Origin of the sequence: Streptomyces tendae (genome assembly GCF_008632955.1) — a bacterium.
Classification (GTDB): Bacteria; Actinomycetota; Actinomycetes; order Streptomycetales; family Streptomycetaceae; genus Streptomyces.
Genome location: NZ_CP043959.1, coordinates 2,307,024 through 2,324,379, shown reverse-complemented (window position 1 = coordinate 2,324,379; position 17,356 = coordinate 2,307,024). Strand labels below are relative to the sequence as shown.

10 protein-coding genes are annotated in these 17,356 nt (G+C 73.8%); 4 read left to right on the top strand and 6 right to left on the bottom strand.

The window, feature by feature from the left end:
* Window positions 1-130 precede the first annotated feature (130 nt).
* Window positions 131-856: an MIP/aquaporin family protein gene (locus F3L20_RS10865; RefSeq protein ID WP_150154061.1), complete on the top strand. Its 726-nt coding sequence runs from the start codon at window positions 131-133 to the stop codon at window positions 854-856.
* Window positions 857-883: 27 nt separating this feature from the next.
* On the top strand, window positions 884-2,395 hold the full coding sequence (gene glpK / locus F3L20_RS10860; RefSeq protein ID WP_150154060.1) for a glycerol kinase GlpK: 1,512 nt from the start codon (window positions 884-886) through the stop codon (window positions 2,393-2,395).
* Window positions 2,396-2,510: 115 nt separating this feature from the next.
* On the opposite strand, the gene F3L20_RS10855 is transcribed toward glpK, so the two are convergent.
* Genes F3L20_RS10855 through F3L20_RS10835 form a run of 5 tightly spaced genes read right to left on the bottom strand, consistent with a single transcriptional unit; the run spans window position 2,511 to window position 10,625 of the window.
* The gene (locus F3L20_RS10855; protein WP_024887293.1) at window positions 2,511-3,116 is read right to left on the bottom strand and encodes a GTP-binding protein; all 606 of its coding nucleotides are present in this window, start codon (window positions 3,114-3,116) and stop codon (window positions 2,511-2,513) included.
* A complete protein-coding gene (locus F3L20_RS10850; RefSeq protein ID WP_150154059.1) occupies window positions 3,097-6,765 on the bottom strand; it encodes a hydantoinase B/oxoprolinase family protein in 3,669 nt (1,222 codons plus the stop codon). The genes F3L20_RS10855 and F3L20_RS10850 overlap by 20 nt, the downstream gene beginning before the upstream one ends.
* A 24-nt stretch (window positions 6,766-6,789) precedes the next feature.
* A complete protein-coding gene (locus F3L20_RS10845; RefSeq protein ID WP_145827832.1) occupies window positions 6,790-7,185 on the bottom strand; it encodes a DUF742 domain-containing protein in 396 nt (131 codons plus the stop codon).
* A 9-nt stretch (window positions 7,186-7,194) separates the two neighbouring features.
* On the bottom strand, window positions 7,195-7,629 hold the full coding sequence (locus tag F3L20_RS10840; RefSeq protein WP_024887296.1) for a roadblock/LC7 domain-containing protein: 435 nt from the start codon (window positions 7,627-7,629) through the stop codon (window positions 7,195-7,197).
* Window positions 7,626-10,625, bottom strand: coding sequence for a nitrate- and nitrite sensing domain-containing protein (locus F3L20_RS10835; protein ID WP_150154058.1), 3,000 nt, complete (start codon window positions 10,623-10,625; stop codon window positions 7,626-7,628). The genes F3L20_RS10840 and F3L20_RS10835 overlap by 4 nt, the downstream gene beginning before the upstream one ends.
* A 417-nt stretch (window positions 10,626-11,042) precedes the next feature.
* Here F3L20_RS10835 and F3L20_RS10830 point away from each other — a divergent pair, with 417 nt between their 5' ends.
* Both F3L20_RS10830 and F3L20_RS10825 read left to right on the top strand, forming a co-directional pair.
* Window positions 11,043-11,615 carry a hypothetical protein gene (locus F3L20_RS10830; RefSeq protein WP_150154057.1) on the top strand — a complete coding sequence of 191 codons (573 nt, stop codon included), beginning with the start codon at window positions 11,043-11,045 and terminating at the stop codon, window positions 11,613-11,615.
* 216 nt (window positions 11,616-11,831) lie between these two features.
* Entirely contained in the window at window positions 11,832-12,626 is a 795-nt protein-coding gene (locus F3L20_RS10825; protein ID WP_206338886.1) for an IclR family transcriptional regulator, read from the top strand.
* 82 nt (window positions 12,627-12,708) lie between these two features.
* Here F3L20_RS10825 and F3L20_RS10820 read toward each other — a convergent pair whose 3' ends face one another.
* Window positions 12,709-17,337: a hypothetical protein gene (locus tag F3L20_RS10820; RefSeq protein ID WP_150154056.1), complete on the bottom strand. Its 4,629-nt coding sequence runs from the start codon at window positions 17,335-17,337 to the stop codon at window positions 12,709-12,711.
* Between the last annotated feature and the right edge of the window lie 19 nt (window positions 17,338-17,356).

The window sequence follows — 17,356 nt, the reverse complement described above, 5'->3', positions numbered from 1 at the left end:
ACGGCACGCTCGTCACGGACACCGGGCGGGGCGCGGATCCTCCCTGCCTTCGGCCGAAGTCGCCACGGGAAACGCACCCTGCACGTGAGGTCCGGGGCCGACCGTCCCGGGCCCCGGCCCAGGAGCCGCCATGAGCAACGCAGACATATTCGTCGGCGAGGTCATCGGCACCGCCATCCTCATCCTCTTCGGCGCCGGCGTGGTCGCCGCCGTCGTCCTCAACTACTCGAAGGCGAAGGACGCCGGCTGGGTGGTCATCGCGCTGGGCTGGGGCTTCGGCGTGATGGCCGGGGCGTACACCGCGGCCCCGCTGTCGGGGGGCCACCTCAATCCGGCGGTCACCCTCGGGATCGCCGTCGACACCGGCGAGTGGGACAAGGTCCCCGTCTACGTGGCCGGGCAGATGGCCGGCGCCATGCTCGGCGCCGTGCTGTGCTGGCTGGTCTACTACGCGCAGTTCGAGGCGAACGCCGAGGAGGACATCTCCCAGCCGACGCTCGGTGTCTTCTCCACCACCCCGGCGATCCGCCGCCCGGTCGCCAACCTCGTCACCGAGATCATCGCGACCATGGGGCTGGTGCTGCCGATCCTGGCGTTCGGCCTCACCAAGGGGCTCGGCGAGTCGGGCACCTCGATCCTCATCGTCTCGTTCCTGGTCGTGGGCATCGGCCTGTCGCTCGGCGGCCCCACCGGATACGCCATCAACCCGGCCCGTGACCTCGGCCCGCGCATCGTGCACGCGCTGCTCCCGATCCCCCGCAAGGGCACCTCGGACTGGGGGTACGCGTGGGTTCCCGTGGTGGGGCCGCTCATCGGCGGGGCGCTGTCCGGTCTCGTGTTCAACGCAGCCTTCTGACTCCGCAGAACCGACGAAGGGGACGTCATGACGGACAAGTTCGTCGCCGCGATCGACCAGGGCACCACCTCCAGCCGGTGCATCGTCTTCAACCAGCACGGCACGATCGTCGCCGTCGACCAGCGCGAGCACCGCCAGATCTTCCCGAAGCCCGGCTGGGTGGAGCACGACGCCACGGAGATCTGGTCAAAGGTGCAGGCCGTGGTGGCCGGCGCGCTCGCCAAGGCGGGCCTGCGCGCGGACCAGCTCAGCGCCCTCGGCATCACCAACCAGCGTGAGACGACGGTCCTGTGGGACCGCGCCACGGGCAAGCCCGTGCACAACGCCATCGTGTGGCAGGACACCAGGACCGCCGGGCTCTGCGCCCGACTGGGCGGCCCGGACGGGCAGGACCGGTTCCGCGAGCAGACCGGGCTGCCGCTCGCCAGCTACTTCTCCGGGCCCAAGGCGGCCTGGCTGCTGGACAACGTGCCGGGGCTGCGGGCCCGCGCGGACAACGGCGAGATCGCGTTCGGCACCATCGACTCCTGGCTGATCTGGAACCTCACCGGCGGCACCGACGGCGGACGGCACGTCACCGACGTCACCAACGCCGGGCGCACCATGCTGATGAACCTGGAGACCCTCCAGTGGGACTCGTCCATCCTGACCGCGATGAACGTGCCGGAGGCCGTGCTCCCGGAGATCAGGTCGTCGGCGGAGGTCTACGGCACCGCCGTCGGCCAGCTGGCCGGGGTGCCCGTGGCCTCCGCGCTGGGCGACCAGCAGGCCGCGGTCTTCGGGCAGGCCTGCTACGACGTCGGCACCGCCAAGAACACCTACGGCACCGGGAGTTTCCTGCTTCTCAACACCGGCAGCCGGCCCGTGCCGTCGAAGAACGGGCTGCTCACCACGATGGGCTACAAGATCGGCGGGGAGGCCCCCGTCTACTGCCTGGAAGGATCGATCGCCATCACCGGGGCGCTGGTGCAGTGGTTCCGTGACCAGCTCGGGATCATCCGCACCGCGGACGAGATCGAACCGCTGGCGGCGAGCGTGGAGGACAACGGCGGCGCCTACGTCGTGCCCGCCTTCTCCGGTCTGTTCGCGCCGTACTGGCGTTCCGACGCGCGCGGTGTCGTCACGGGTCTGACCCGTTACGTCACCAAGGCCCACCTCGCGCGCGCGGTGCTGGAGGCGACGAGCTGGCAGACGCGTGAGGTCGTCGACGCCATGTACCAGGACTCCGGGGTGCGGATCACCACCCTCAAGGTCGACGGCGGCATGACGAAGAACAACCTGCTGATGCAGCACCAGGCGGACGTGCTCGGGGTGCCGGTGATCAGGCCCCGGGTCCCGGAGACGACCTGCCTGGGCGCCGCCTACGCGGCCGGACTGGCGACGGGGGTGTGGAACGGCCTGGACGAACTGAAGTCGCACTGGCAGAAGGACGCGGAGTGGGCACCGGCCATGGCGGCGTCCGTGCGGGACCGCGAGTACGGCAACTGGCGCAAGGCGGTGGAGAAGAGCCTCGGCTGGGTCGAGGAGGACGAGGACTGAGGTCCACGCGCGCATGGTGCTCCGCCGCTCATCCAGGCGCGCGTGGTGCTCCTCTCCGCGCGGCGGCCCGTGTCCCGGTCGGCGGGGACACGGGCCGCGTTTTCCGCACCTGTCGTCAGGTGGTGACCGCGCTGCGCCGTCGCGCGGCCTCGGTCATCGCGTGCTGGACGACGCCGACGAGGACCTCTTTGACCGACTCCCGGTCGCGCGCGTCGCACATCACCAGGGGCACGTGGTCGTCGAGGTCGAGGGCCCGCCGGACGGCGTCGTCGGGATAACGGGCGGACCCCTCGAAGCAGTTGACGCCGACGACGAACGGTATGGAGCGCCGCTCGAAGTAGTCGACGGCGGCGAAGCAGTCCTCGAGGCGTCGGGTGTCGGCGAGGACGACCGCGCCGAGGGCGCCCTCGGACAGCTCGTCCCACATGAACCAGAAGCGTTCCTGGCCGGGGGTGCCGAAGAGGTACAGCACCAGGTCCTCGCGCAGCGTGATGCGGCCGAAGTCCATGGCCACCGTGGTGGTGCTCTTGGCCTCGACGCCGCTGGTGTCGTCGACGGGCCGCCCGGCCTCGGTGAGGAGTTCCTCGGTGCGCAGCGGCCGGATCTCGCTGACCGCGCCGACGAGCGTGGTCTTGCCCACGCCGAAGCCGCCGGCCACGAGGATCTTGAGCGTGACGGGCTCGACCGGGGGCTTGCCGCGCTCAGAACGCCCGAAGATCATCGATCTCTTCTCCTGCTTGATGGTGGTCGGGCGGCGGGCCGTATCCCCCGCCGCCGGGGGTTTCGATGACGAGTACGTCGTCGGCGCCGACGTCCGCCGTGTCGCTGCCGGCGAGCCGGGTGACGCTGCCGTCGGCCCGCTCGATCCGGTTGGCGCCCGGTGCGCCGGGGGCGCCTCCGGCCATGCCGTAGGGCGGCACCCGGCGGTGCTGGGACAGGGTGGAGACCGTCATGGGTTCCAGGAAGCGGATGCGCCGTACGGCTCCGTCTCCGCCGCGCCACCGCCCGGCGCCGCCGCTGCCCCGGCGTAGTGCGAACTCCTCCAGTCGGACCGGCAGCCGCCACTCCAGGATCTCCGGGTCGGTGAGCCGGGAGTTGGTCATGTGGGTCTGGACGACGGGGGCACCCGGGTAGCCGTCCCCGGCGCCGGAGCCGGACGCCACGGTCTCGTAGTACTGGTGGCGGGCGTTGCCGAAGGTGACGTTGTTCATCGTGCCGGACCCCTCGGCCTGGACGCCGAGCGCCGCGTAGAGGGCGCCGGTGACGGCCTGTGAGGTCTCGACGTTGCCGGCGACGACGGCGGCCGGAGGGGCGGGCGCCAGCAGGCAGCCGGGCGGGACGACGATGTCGAGCGGGCGCAGGCAGCCGTCGTTGAGCGGGATGTCGTCGGCGACGAGCGTGCGGAAGACGTACAGGACGGCCGCGTTGACGACGGAGAAGGGTGCGTTGAAGTTGGTGGGCAGCTGGGCGGAGGTGCCGTTGAAATCGATGGTCGCGGAGCGGGCGGCGCGGTCCACGCGGATCTGTACGCGGATGACGGCGCCCGAGTCGGTCTCGTAGGTGTACTCACCGTCGTCGAGGGCGTCGACGACGCGGCGCACCGCTTCCTCGGCGTTGTCCTGCACGTGCCGCATGTAGGCCTGGACGACGTCGAGGCCGTAGGTGTCGATCATGCGGCCGACTTCCTCGACGCCCTTGTGGTTGGCGGCGATCTGGGCGCGCAGGTCGGCGAGGTTCGTCGAGGGGTTGCGGGAGGGGTGGGGCGCCTCGGTGAGCAGGCGGAGGGTCTCCTCCTCGCGGAACCGGCCGTTCTCGGTGAGCAGCCAGTTGTCGAAGAGGACGCCCTCCTCGTCGATGGTGCGGCTGTGGGCGGGCATGGAGCCCGGGGCGATGCCGCCGATCTCGGCGTGGTGGCCGCGTGAGGCGACGTGGAAGAGGACCTCAGGGGCGTCACGCTCCGTGTCACCCCCGGGCCAGGTGCCGAACACCGGGGTGATCACGGTGACGTCGGGCAGGTGGGTGCCGCCGTGGTACGGGTCGTTCACGGCGTAGGTGTCGCCGGGGCGCATGGCGGCGCCGCGCCGCCGGATGACCTCCTTGACACTGGTGCCCATCGAGCCCAGGTGGACGGGGATGTGCGGGGCGTTGGCCACCAGGTTCCCGTCGGGGTCGAAGAGGGCGCAGGAGAAGTCCAGGCGCTCCTTGATGTTGACGGACTGGGCGGTGGACTCCAGCCGGGCGCCCATCTGTTCGGCGATGGACATGAAGAGGTTGTTGAAGACTTCGAGCAGGACGGGATCGGCTTGCGTGTCGACGTCGGAACTCTCCGTGACCGCCGCGCGTTCCATGACCAGATGCCCGTCGTCGTTCGCCTCGGCCCGCCAGCCGTCGTCGACGACGGTCGTCGCTCCGGACTCGGTGATGATCGCCGGGCCGGTGACTTGCTGTCCGGGGGGAAGGTCCTCCCGGCGGTGCAGGGGGACGTCGCGCCAGGCGCCCTTGGTGTGGAGGCGGACGGTGCGCGGGGCGGCGGCACCGGAGCGGAGGGTGCCGTGGTGGGGGGCGAGGGCGGAGAGATCGGGCGGTTCGGTGACGCCGGTGGCTTCGACGGAGAGCGCCTCGACGACGATCGGACGGTCGAGGGTGAAGGAGTACGTGGCGCGGTGGCGTTCCTCGAAGGCGCGGCGCATGGCCTCCGGTTCGGTGAGCTCGACGGTGAGGGCGGTGTCGGTGCCGTCGTAGCGGAGCTGGGCCCGGCGGGTGACCTCGACGCGTTCCGCGGGGACGTCCTCGGCGAGGAGCTCGGCGCGGGCGGCCGCCTCCAGGTCGTCGGCGGTCCTGAGGACGCCGGGCATCGCGGCGTGGTCCAGGGGGGCCTCGACGGAGCGTTCCCGCATGGCGGTGGTGTCGGCGAGGCCGATGCCGAGCGCGGACAGCACTCCCGCCATGGGCGGGACGAGGACGGTGCGGATGCCGAGGGAGTCGGCGACCATGCAGGCGTGCTGTCCGCCCGCGCCGCCGAAGGTGGTGAGGGCGTACCGGGTGATGTCGTGGCCCTTCTGCACGGAGATCCGCTTCACCGCGCCGGCGATGTTGGCGACCGCGACCTGCAGGTAGCCCTCGGCGACCTGTTCGGGGGTGCGGTTGTCGCCGGTGCGCTCGTGGATCTCCCGCGCGAGGGCGGTGAAGCGCTCGCGTACCACGTCCCGGTCGAGCGGCTGGTCGCCGTCGGGGCCGAACACGGCGGGGAAGTGGTCGGGCTGGATGCGGCCCAGCATGACGTTGGCGTCGGTGACGGCGAGCGGGCCGCCGCGCCGGTAGCAGGCGGGGCCGGGGTCGGCGCCGGCCGAGTCGGGACCGACGCGGTAGCGGGAGCCGTCGAAGTGGAGGACCGAGCCGCCGCCGGCGGCGACGGTGTGGATGTCGAGCATCGGCGCGCGCAGCCGGACACCGGAGATCCGCGTGGTGAAGACGCGCTCGTACGCGCCGGCGAAGTGGGAGACGTCGGTGGAGGTGCCGCCCATGTCGAAGCCGATGACGCGGTCGAAGCCGGCGAGCTGCGACATGCGGGCCATGCCGACGATCCCGCCGGCCGGTCCGGACAGGATCGCGTCCTTGCCTCGGAACTGCCGGGCTTCGGTGAGGCCGCCGTTGGACTGCATGAACATCAGCCGTACGCCTTCCAGGGCGTCGGCGACCTGGCGCACATAGCGGCGCAGCACGGGTGAGAGGTAGGCGTCGACGACGGCGGTGTCCCCGCGCGGCACCAGCTTCATCAACGGGCTGACCTCGCTGGACAGGGAGATCTGCGGGAAGCCGACGCGGGCGGCGAGTTCCCCGACGGCCTGCTCGTGGGCGGGGTGGCGGTCGCTGTGCAGGCAGACCACGGCGACGGCCCGGATCCCGTCGTCGTACGCCTGCCGCAGCGGCTCGGTGAGGGCGTCGAGGTCGGGGGCGCGCAGGACGGTGCCGTCGGCGGCGACGCGTTCGTCCACCTCGACGACGCGTTCGTGGAGCAGTTCGGGCAGGTCGATGCGGCGCGCGAAGATGTGCGGGCGGTTCTGGTAGGCGATGCGCAGGGCGTCGCGGAAGCCGCGGGTGACGACCAGCAGCGTGCGCTCGCCCTTGCGTTCGAGGAGGGCGTTGGTGGCGACGGTGGTCCCCATCCGGACCACGTCGACCGGGCCGTCGGAGCCGGCCAGCAGCGCGCGGACACCGAGGACCGCCGCGTCGGTCCCGGGCGGCGCCGCGCGGTCCGGGGCGGGGTTGTCGGACAGCACCTTGCGGGTGAGCAGCCGGCCGTCGGGGCGCCGCGCGACGATGTCGGTGAAGGTGCCGCCTCGGTCGACCCAGAACTGCCAGCCTGCCACGTCACTACCCCGCTTCCGCGCCGGTCACAGCGCCCGGAGGCCGTTGATCACGTCGCGCAGAATACTCTCGTCCGGCAGCTCCGCCGGGGGTACCGGACGGTTCACATGGACGAGTTCCGCGTCCACGAGATCACCGACGAGTACCCGGACCACGCCGACCGGCACGTCGAGTCCGGCGGCTATCTCGGCGACGGTCTGCGGGGCGTCGCGGCACAGGCCGACGATGTCGACGTGCTCCGGGGAGAGGGTGGGGTCGTCCTCCGGGTCGTCGGCGTGCGGCTCCGCGACGACCACGGCGATCAGGTCGAGGCGGTGCTGGGCCGCACTGGTGGTGCGGCCCCGCGTCATGGCGTACGGACGGACGACCGGTCCGGCCTCGTCGTCGAACCAGTGGCTTCCACCCTGACCGTGAGCGCTCATGTCGTCCCACTACCCGCCCGAGGGCAGATCGGTGCGCGGCGCGGCGCCCAGATGCGCGCCGACCCGCTTCACCAGGAGGGTCATCTCGTAGGCCACCTGGCCGACGTCGGAGTCGGCGTCGGCGAGGACCGCGAGGCAACTGCCGTCGCCGGCCGCGGTGACGAACAGGAACGCCTCGTCGAGTTCCACGACGGTCTGGCGGACCTCGCCGGCCTCGAAGTGGCGGCCCACGCCCTTGGCGAGGCTGTGGAATCCGGAGGCGACGGCGGCGAGGTGCTCGCTGTCCTCCCGGGTGAGGTCCTTGGACGCCCCCGTGGGCAGGCCGTCGCCGGAGAGCACGATCGCCTTGCGGATGCTGGCGACGCGGTCCACCAGGTCGTCGAGGAGCCAGTTCAGCTCCCCCTTGTCGGTCGTGGTGTGGCCGGTGGCGCTCGGTTCGGTCATCGACCGTCCCCCTTGTTCCCTCGTCGTGGTGCTGTGCCGCTGCCGGCGTCGTCGCCCGCGGCGTTCTCCTCCCGGCCGCGCTGCCAGCCGCGCTGGAGCGAGGCCATGCGGCTGCGCACGTCGTCCGCGTCCCGTTCGACGGGCCGGGCCCGGCCGGTCCTGCGGGTCGCGGCGTCGCGCTTGAGCTGCGGGGCCAGGCTGGCCTGCCGCACGCGCCGGGGCAGTGCCGCCCCGTCGGGCGGCGGTGTGCCGGTGTCCGTGTCGTGGGTGACCGGAGAGGAGTCGTCGGGGCCGCCGTCCGCGGTCGGGAGGCGGCCGGTGTGGCCGGGCGGTCCGGCCGGCGGCTCCGCCGGGGTGCCGCGGCCGGGGCCGGTGGGCGCGGGGGTGCCGCCGCGCTCCCCCACCGGTCCGGCGGGCCGGGCGGGGGCGGTGGTCCGCCGGCGGGCGGGCAGCGGCGGCGGTGTCTCCGCGTCGGGCTGCTCCGGGTCCGGGGCCGGTGCACCGGTGCCGCCGCGGCCGGGGAGCGAGGCGACGGGCTCCTTGCCGGTACGGCCGATGCCCCGGCCGCCCGCCGTGGTCTCGCCGCGACGCCGGGCCGGCAGCGGAGGAGGCTCGTCCGCGTCGGGCCGGGTGTGCGGTGGTCCGGTCGTGTCGTCGTCCGTCCGCCCGCCCCGGGCACGCTGGTCGCGGACCGGGCGGCCGTGGGAGCTGACCAGCTTGGGGGTCGCCCTGCGGGTGAGGGGCACGGGAGCGCTCCCCCGCTCACCGGAACCCGTGTCCCGGTCGCCCGGGCCCGTCGCACGTCCGTGGCCGGGGTCCTGCCGGTCGGTGTCGCGGCCGGGCCGCTCGTCGTCCGTGCGGGTGCGGCGGGGCCGGAACAGACCGCCGCGTTCGCCGTCCTCGTCGTCCAGGCCGCCGGGGAAGCCGTCGAGGGCGTCCAGGTCGACGGGCGCCTCCAGTTCGACCGGTCCGTCCAGCACGGAGGCGGACAGGCCGGGCAGCGCCACGGGCACCTGGGAGAGCGCGGCGCGGCGGCTCTCCACCGGTTCCTTCCCCGCCGAGCGGCGCGGGCGGTCGAGGCGGAATCCGACGCCGTTGGTGTCGGGGACGTCGTCGGTGAGCAGCGCGTCGGGGATGAACACGACGGCCGTGGTGCCGCCGTACGGGGACGGTTGCAGGGACACCCGGACGTTCTGGCGCTGGGCGAGCCGGCTGACCACGAACAGGCCCAGCCGGTCGGTGTCGGAGAGCTCGAACTCGGGGGTCTCGGCGAGCCGGAGGTTGGCGTCGAGGAGGGTGTCGGCGGCCATGCCGAGGCCGCGGTCGTGGATCTCCAGGGTGAAGCCGTTGGCGACGTGTTCGCCGACGACCTGCACGGCGGTGTGCGGCGGGGAGAACACCGTGGCGTTCTCCAGCAGTTCGGCCACCAGGTGGGTGAGGTCGGCGACGGCCGGTCCGGTGACGGCGACCCGGGGCAGGCGGCGGACCTCGATGCGCTCGTAGTCCTCGACCTCGGCGACGGCGGCGCGCACCACGTCCATCAGCTGCACGGGCTTGCGCCACTGCCGGGAGGGGGCCGCACCGGAGAGGATCACCAGGCCCTCGGCGTGCCGGCGCATACGGGTGGTCAGGTGGTCCAGCCGGAACAGGTCGGCGAGTTCCTCGGTGTCGTCCGTCCTGCGCTCCATGGCGTCGAGCAGGGTGAGCTGCTTGTGCAGCAGGACCTGGCTGCGGCGGGCGAGGTTGACGAAGACCTCGGAGACGCCGGCCCGCAGTTCGGCCTGCTTGACGGCGGCCTCGACGGCGGCGCGCTGAAGGGTGTTGAGGGCCTGGCCGACCTCACCGATCTCGTTCTTGTCGTGCTCCAGGCGCGGGACCTCGGTCTCGACATCGACCTGTTCACCGGCCGAGAGGCGGCGCATCACGCTGGGCAGCCGCACACCGGAGGCCTCGTGGGCCTCCAGGCGCAACTGCCTGAGGTCGCGGATGAGTTTCCGGCCCACGCGCACGGAGAGGAACAGGGAGACGAGCAGGGCGGCCAGGCCGAGCACACCGGCGGCGACGGCCTTGGTGATGACACCCACGGCCACGGGCCGCACCCGCTCCTGATACCGGTCGCCGGCCTGGTCGTTGAGGGTGCCGAGCTCGGCGAGCACCTTGCCGGCGGCGGTGTCCCAGCTGGTGGCGGTGACCCCGCGGGGCGTCCCGTCCTCGGCGAAGACGGCGGCCTGCTCCCCCACCCGCAGCGGGGCTGTGGTGGCGTTGCTCCAGAACGTCTCGTAGCGGTCGCGCTCGTCCACGGGGAGCTGCGGCAGGGCGACGTCGTACAGCAGGGTGCGCTGGGCCGTCAGGTCGGAGACGTCCCGCACCTCGGTGGGGGACAGCTTGCCGACGATCAGGGCGGAGCCGAGCAGGGCGTCCTCGCGGGAGAGCAGTTCGCGGGCGCGGGCCAGGTTCACCAGGGCGCGGTACTGCGTGTCGAGTTCGACGTCCTCGACCACGTGCAGATCGGCCAGCAGCACGTAGCAGGGGTCGATCAGGCGGTTGTAGAGGTCGAGGGCCTGGCGTCGGTCGAGGGTGCCGTCGTCGATGCTGCGGCGGAGGGACTGGATGCCCTCGAAGGAGTCGAGGGCGGCGTCGAGTTTGCCGGAGTCGCCGTGCATGGCCTCGCGTACGTCACCGCCGGAGGCGTTCCTGCGGACGGCGGCCACGGCCCTGTCGGTGGCGGTGCGGCTGCGCTCGAGGGCGGTGAGGCCGTCGGAGGCGCGGGGGTCGGCGAGGTGGACGAGGGTCTGGCGGCGTTCCTGCTGCAGGACTCGGACGGTGTCCTCGACGGGGTAGCCGACCTCTTCCATCACCGACGAGACGTCGAACAGGTGGCTCGCCTCGCGGCCCGTGATCACCGTGGTGAACGCCCAGAGCGTGGTCAGGGACACCAGCGGCACGAGGAGCAGCGCCACGATCTTCCGGCGGATGGACTTCCCGCGAAAGCGCATGGCCTCCCCCAGCTCGGCCCCCCGGGTGACCGGGGGCACACATGTGCGTCAACAAACGGCGCGAGCCTACTACCGCCCCGGGGTCAACTCGAAGACCCGGCCGGAGGGTTCGATTCCGGCAGGACGCCGGAACAGGTGGAGTTGTCCGGGCATTGCGGGAGATTGCCTCCCGGATTCCGGGACGTCGTTCTGGCCCCTTCCCCCGTTTTTCGGGGGCGGTTGGCCGAAATCTTTCCCAGCCGGGAATCTTCACGGCGGTCCGCGCGTCCTTCTCTGTGGGACATGGGGGCGGAATCGGCCACAGGAGCCGTGTCCCGCACCTGGGCGGCGTAAAGCAGCGCAAGCCGGGCAGCCAAAGGGGAGCCGGGTCTTCGGACATCAGCAGTGGGCTGGCGGCGGTGGGGAGTGACAAGGGTGATGGGCACGGCGGAGCGGCGCGAGGCGCCCGAGGACAGCGGGACGGTGCGCGGGACGACGACGCGGCCGGACGCCGCGGTGGTGGAGCGCGCCGCGCCCGCCTCCGGACGGCGGGAGGCCGGCGGACGCGGCGGTGGAGCGGCCGGACGGGAGACGCAGGGGGCGTCCGCGGGCCGGACCGCGTACCGGCCGCTGTGGGTGGAGGAGCCGGCGCGGCGGCGCCGGCTGCCCGATCCGGTGCGGACGGCCGCCGTGCGCGCGGTGCTCCTCATCGCGGTGACCTTGATTCAGGCCATGGTGGCCCTGCTGTGCACGCTGGCCGAGTCCTGGCTGGCGTTCCCGATGGTCATCAGCAGCGTCGTGAGCACGATCGCGGCCACCTGGGCGGCGCTCGACGTCTGGGTGACCCGCCAGGTGTGGAACCAGCGGCACGGCGTGGTGTCCATGCCCAGCAGCACGGCGCGGGCGCTGCGCCGCGAGCGGCGCCAGGCCCGTCGTCAGGAGCGCTCCGCCCAGCGTGCGCAGGCCCGCATACGCCGGCGGGGCGGGGCCGGGCAGCTGTCGCACCCGTAGCACGACCCACCGACGTCCCGCCTCGCGTTCCGGCGGAGGAGGTGTGATCGTCGCCGCCCCTCCCCCGCGTGGGCGGCCGGTATGGTGGCATGTCGTATGACGCACAGGTGAGTACCGGTGCGCGATCAGGCCCCGGCGGCAGGGCGGTCGTCCTGCCGGGGCCGGGGGCCGCCGGTCGCGGCGCGCATCGGGCGTTCGGATGGATGGGGACCGGCCATGACCCGCGCGCGGCAGCCCGGCGAGCAGGGGAGGACCGCGAGCGGTGCCGTGCGGTCCGTGGACCGCGCCGTGAGCGTGCTGGAGATCCTCGCCCGGCGTGGCGAGGCCGGTGTCACGGAGATCGCCGACGAACTGGGCGTGCACCGGTCCACCGCCTTCCGGCTGCTCGGTGTGCTGGAGAACCGCGGTCTGGTGGCGCAGGCCGGCGACCGCGGCAAGTACCACCTGGGGGCCGGCGTACTGCGTCTCGCGAGAGCCGCGGCCGTACGGCTGGACGTCTCGCAGGAGGGCGTCCCGGTCTGCCGGGACCTCGCCGACGAGCTGGGCGAGACGGTGAACACCGCGGTGCTGGACGACTTCGCCGCCGTCAACATCATGCAGGCGCGCGGCACGGCCTCGGTGACGGCGCAGGACTGGCTGGGTCGGCGCACACCGCTGCACGCGACCTCCAGCGGCAAGGTGTTTCTGGCCCACATGACGCCCGCGCTCCGTGAGGAGTATCTGGGCCGTCCGCTGCACCGGTTCACGGACCACACCCTCACCGAAACGTCGCTGCTGCGCGGCGAGCTGGAGCGGGCGGCCGAACAGGGGTACGCCTCCACCCGGGAGGAGCTGGAGCTCGGCCTCGTCGCTGTCGCGGCGCCGGTCCGCGCGCACGACGGTGCCGTGATCGCCGCGATCAGTGTCTCGGGGCCGGTGTACCGCCTGACTCCGGACCGGCTGCCCCGCCTGGGCGCCCGCACGGCCGCGGCGGCGGCCGAACTGTCGCGGCGGATGGGATACGGCTTCTGAGGGGTGGCGGTGGCCTGACCCCTGGCATCACTTGACCGTGCCCGGCGCCGGCCGGCGTTCAGCCGGGCGCCGGGGCCGGCGTTCAGCCCGTCGTCGGGGCCGGGCGCTTGAACATGCGGGTCGCCGTGATCTCGCTGTGCGCCTCCTCGCCAGGGTCGGGCTGGGGAAGCCCGGGCCGCAGGTGCTCCTCCACGCTGATGTACTTCAGCCCCGCCCTGAGGTCGGCGTCGTTGCGCAGCCGGATGACCAGCGGGAACTCCGCCAGCGCCGTGGTGTCGAACAGCCCGGTGGTGTACAGCAGCTGCACGCCGAGCGCGTCGGCGACGGCTCGCTGAAGCTCCAGCAGATACGTGGCGTTGGCCCGGCCGATGGGGTTGTCCAGGAACAGCGTGCCGGCGTGCCGGTGCTTGTCGCGGCCCCGGTCGTTGGAGCGCAGCGCCGCCATCGTGCAGTACAGGGCGATGGCCGCGGTGAGCAGCTGTCCGCCGGAGAACACGTCGCCCATCTGTCCGACCGGCACCCGCTCGGCGCGCAGCACCGCGTCGGGCTTGAGGATCTCTACGGCGACGCCCTTCGGGCGCAGCGCGGCGGCGACCCCGCGCAGCAGCAGGGACATGCCGTCCCTCCGAAGGTCGGAGTTCTTCTTGACGGCCGCTCTGGTCGCCTCGTCGATGACCTCGCCGAGGCGCTCGGTGAGGGTGGCCTGGTCCGGCTCCTCGAAGCGGATGCGCAGGAACTCCTGCCCCGACCACTCCCCCAGGCCCTCGGGGAGCCGGGACAGCCGCTGGGCGGAGCGCAGCGTGGCGAGGGCGGACTCGACCAGGCCCCGCAGACGGTCCACGATCGAGTCGCGGTTGCGTTCCAGCTGCTCCAGCTCGTCGGTGAGCACGCGGAGCCGGGGGGCGAAGGCGTCGGCCCACTTCTGGGCGTGCTCCGGCAGCGCGGACGCGGGCAGTTCCCGGATCTGCTGGCGCGCCGGGGTGCGGACCTGCTCGAAGCGGGTGGCGTTGGCGTGCCGCACCAGCACGTCGCTCGCCTCGCGCACGGCGGCCTCGGCGGCGGACAGGTCGGCGGCGCAGCCGCGCAGCGAGCGGCGGGCCTCGGCGGCGGAGCGCCGGGCGTCGTCGAGACCGCCCGGATAGGGCTCGGGCTGCTCCTGCTCCTCCTCGACGGTGTGTTCGCGCAGCAGGTCGCGGAGCATGGCGGCGATCTCGTCGAAGCCGCCGGCCGCGTCCTCGGCGGATCGGTGGGCCGCGAGCAGCTCGGCGTGCGCCTCCCGGGCCTGGCTCAACTCCTCCTCGCGGGCGGCGAGTTCGGTGGTGGCGGTGCGCAGGAGGACCTGGGCGTGCTCGGCGTCGCGCGGGACCAGTTCCTCCGGGAGGCCGGTGTGCGCCTCGCCGTCCGCGGGGGCGAGGCGCTCCGCCTCACCGCGGAGCCTGCCGAGCTGCTCGCTCGCGCCGGACATGCGCGTCTCCAGCAGCTGGACCAGTTCCTCCGCGCGGGCGGCCGCGGCCTGCCGGCTGGGGCCGTCCGACCCGTCGGGCGACTGGAGCAGCTGCTCGGCGCGGGTGCGGACCTTGTTGCTCAGCCGGTCGAGTTCGGCGCGCGCGGCGCTCTCGTCGCTCTCGGCGCGGGCCTGTTCGGCACGCAGGTCGGCGCCGACGCCGACCTTCTCGTACAGCTGGGACGCGGCGCGGTAGGCCTCCCGCAGGGCGGGCAGGGACGCCTGCCGGCCGCCGTCGGACTCCTCGGGCAGGCCGTCGGGGGCGCCGGCGATCTCGGAGCGCTCCGCGCGCAGGGTGCGGGCGGTGCGCCGGGCGTCGTCGGCCGCGCGCTGGGCGGCGCGCCGGTCCTCGTCGGCGGCGCGGGCCCGCTCCAGGCAGGACTGGGCGCGGGCCTCGGCCTGGGCGGCGTCGTCGGCCAGTTCGCGCAGCTTGGCCTGCCAGCCGGCGCGCTCACGCAGCCGGAAGGCGAGTCCGGCGAGGGCGTCGGCGGCGCGCCGGGCCTTCTGGGCGGCCTCCTGGCGTTCGTCGCGGACCCGGACCGCCTCGGCCGCCGCCTCCTCGGCCTCGGCCCGTACGCCTCGCGCCTCGGTCAGTTCGGCTTCGGCCTCCTCCGCGAACACCCGTGCCTGCCGGGCCGTCGCGGCCAGCTCGGTGAGCCGGCCGGCGGGGCAGCCGGTGCGCCAGGAGGCGAGCCGCGCGGCCAGCTCGCGGTCCTTGCCGAGCCGGGCGGCGAGCGCCCGGATCTCCTCGTCCCGTTCGGCGGCGCGGGCGCGCAGCGCCTGGCGTTCCTCGTCGGCGGCGTGCTCGTCGTGCATGGCCGGGTTCGGCGGAACGAGGAAGACGTCACCGACGCCGGGCGCGGGCGCCGGGGCGAGCAGGGCGGCGGCCGTGCCGACGGCGACGGCGGACCGGGGCAGCAGGGCGGCGTCGCTCAGCGCCTCACGGGCGCGGATGTGGGAGTCCGGGTCGGTGATGACGACGCCGTCGACCAGTTCGGGGCGGGCGGCCAGGACGCGCGCGTGGTCGGCCGGGTCGACGGCCTGGGCGAGGTAGCGCCAGCCGGGGAGGGCGGGGATGCCGTGCTCGCCGAGGAACTCGACGGTCGCCAGCACGTCCGGGCCGGGCGGCAGCAGACCGCCGTCGCCGAGCGCGCCGAGGATCCGGGAGTCGTCCGCGGCGGCGGTGCGCAGGTCGAACAGCTGCCGCTCGGCGGAGGAGACGGCGTCGTCGAGCAGCTCGCGCAACTGGTCGGCGAACCGGTCGAGTTCCTCCCCGGTCAGGGCGCCTTCACGGGAGCCGTTCGCGGCGGTGCCGGTGTCCGTGCGCTGGCCGGGTACGGCGGTCCGGCGGGCGGCGGCGGCACCCGGCAGGCTCAGCAGCTCCGCGAGCCGTTGCTCGGCGGCGAGGGATTCGGCGGTGCGGCGTTCGCTGTCGTGGGCGCGTTCGGCCGCCGTGGCCGCGTCGGCGGCTCGGGCCGCGGTGAGTTCCGCTCGGCTCTCCGCGGCGGCCGCCTCGCGGGCGTGCTCGGTGGCCCGGCGGGCGGCCTCCCGCGCGGTGTCCCAGGCGGCGACGGCGGTCTTCTCGGCGTCGCTGGCCGCGAGGGCGGCACGGGCCGGGTCGGCGTCGGGCGCGCTGTCGTCGAGCCATCCGGCCCGGACGGCCTCCGCGGTCTCCTGCTCGACCTCGGTGAGCCGCTGACGCAGGTGCCCGATCTCGCTGCGGGCGCGCTGCGCCTCGGTGGCGGCGGCGGTCGAGTCGCGGTGGGCGGCGTCACCGGCCTCCTGGAGCGCGGCCGACCGCTCCTCCTCCTCGTTGGCGTGGTTCTCGGCGTCCCGGGCGGCCACGTGCAGGGCGCGGACCAGGTCGACGGCGGCCTTGGCGCGGGCGGCCAGGGCCGGGGCGGCGTCCCGCTCGGCCTCCTGGATCGCGGCGGACACCCGGGCGACCCGGTCGGCGGCGGCACGGTGGCGCAGCACGGACTCGGCGGCCTGCCAGGCGGAGTACAGCGTGCGGGCGTCGGCCAGTTCGCGCTTCTGCGCGGCGGCGGACTTCTCGGCGGCGGCCAGTGCCAGGGAGGCGTGACGGTAGGCGAGTTCGGCGGAGACGAGCGCGCTGTGCCCGCGGGCGGTGTCGGCGTGGGTGACCGCGTGCGAGGCCGCGGTGACGCGCTGGGCGAGGTCGGCCGCGCGCTGCCGCTCCTGGGCGCCGCGCGCGGAGAGCCGGCGGGCCAGGGTACGGGTGCGGCGTTCGGCGGCGGTGTGGATGTCCCGTGCGCGGGTGCGGGCCTCGGCGGCCTCGACGATGCGGCCCAGCAGGTCGACGGACCCGGCGGTGAAGTCGCGTTCGGCGATGAGTTCGGCGCGCCGGCCCAGCTTGTTGCCGAAGCCACTGACGAGGTCGGCGAGTCCGTCGGTGTCGCGGGTGTCGGTGACGGCGCGCAGCAGCAGGTCGGTGAAGTCGGAGTCCTTCTTCACCGCGAAGAGGCCGGCCGCCTCGCCCTCGTCGGCGTTCATCTCCCGCTGGTAGCGGAAGAGTTCCGGGTCGAGCCCGAGGTCGCCGAGGTGCTCGGTCCAGCGCTCGTGGATCTCCTCCCAGTGCACCTCAAGGTGCGGGTAGGTCTTGCCGGCCTCGGTGAGGGCGTCGCGGAAGCCCTTCATGGTGCGGCGTCGGCCGCGCGCGCCGGACTGTCCCTCGACGGGCGGGCGTACGGACGTGGCCTCGGCGACGGGGAGGTTGTCCAGGCTGAGTCCGGGCCCGGGCCGGAAGGAGTACCAGGCCTCGGCGAACTTACGGGGGTCGTTGGAGACCTGGCGGCCCCGCCATTCGCTGGCCTTGCCGACGACGACGCACTCGCCGGTCTGCACGTGCTGCCATTCGAGCGCGACATGGCCGCAGTCGTCGGCGAGCAGGAACTTGCGCAGCACGCCGGAGCTGGCGCCGCCGAGGGTGTTGCGGTGGCCCGGGAGCATCACGGAGAAGATCAGCTTGAGAAGGACGGACTTGCCGCCGCCGTTCTCCAGGAAGAGCACGCCGGCGGGCGCGGGGCGCCGGGGCGGGCCGACGGGCTCCTCCGCGAAGAACTCCGCCTGTGTCGGCGCCGGGTTCGGCACGGTGGCGCCGACGCCGCGCAGGTCGAGCACGGTGTCGGCGTAGCGTGCGCCCGCCGGTCCGATGGAGTAGAGGCGGACCCGGGACAGCTCGTACATGGCGGACTCTCGTGAGGCT

Coding starts and splice junctions, on each gene's coding strand:
- F3L20_RS10865 (WP_150154061.1), top strand. CDS start 131: ATGAGCAACGCAGACATATTCGTCGGCGAGGTCATCGGCACCGCCATC.
- glpK (WP_150154060.1), top strand. CDS start 884: ATGACGGACAAGTTCGTCGCCGCGATCGACCAGGGCACCACCTCCAGC.
- F3L20_RS10855 (WP_024887293.1), bottom strand. CDS start 3,116: ATGATCTTCGGGCGTTCTGAGCGCGGCAAGCCCCCGGTCGAGCCCGTC.
- F3L20_RS10845 (WP_145827832.1), bottom strand. CDS start 7,185: ATGAGCGCTCACGGTCAGGGTGGAAGCCACTGGTTCGACGACGAGGCC.
- F3L20_RS10840 (WP_024887296.1), bottom strand. CDS start 7,629: ATGACCGAACCGAGCGCCACCGGCCACACCACGACCGACAAGGGGGAG.
- F3L20_RS10835 (WP_150154058.1), bottom strand. CDS start 10,625: ATGCGCTTTCGCGGGAAGTCCATCCGCCGGAAGATCGTGGCGCTGCTC.
- F3L20_RS10830 (WP_150154057.1), top strand. CDS start 11,043: ATGGGCACGGCGGAGCGGCGCGAGGCGCCCGAGGACAGCGGGACGGTG.
- F3L20_RS10825 (WP_206338886.1), top strand. CDS start 11,832: ATGACCCGCGCGCGGCAGCCCGGCGAGCAGGGGAGGACCGCGAGCGGT.
- F3L20_RS10820 (WP_150154056.1), bottom strand. CDS start 17,337: ATGTACGAGCTGTCCCGGGTCCGCCTCTACTCCATCGGACCGGCGGGC.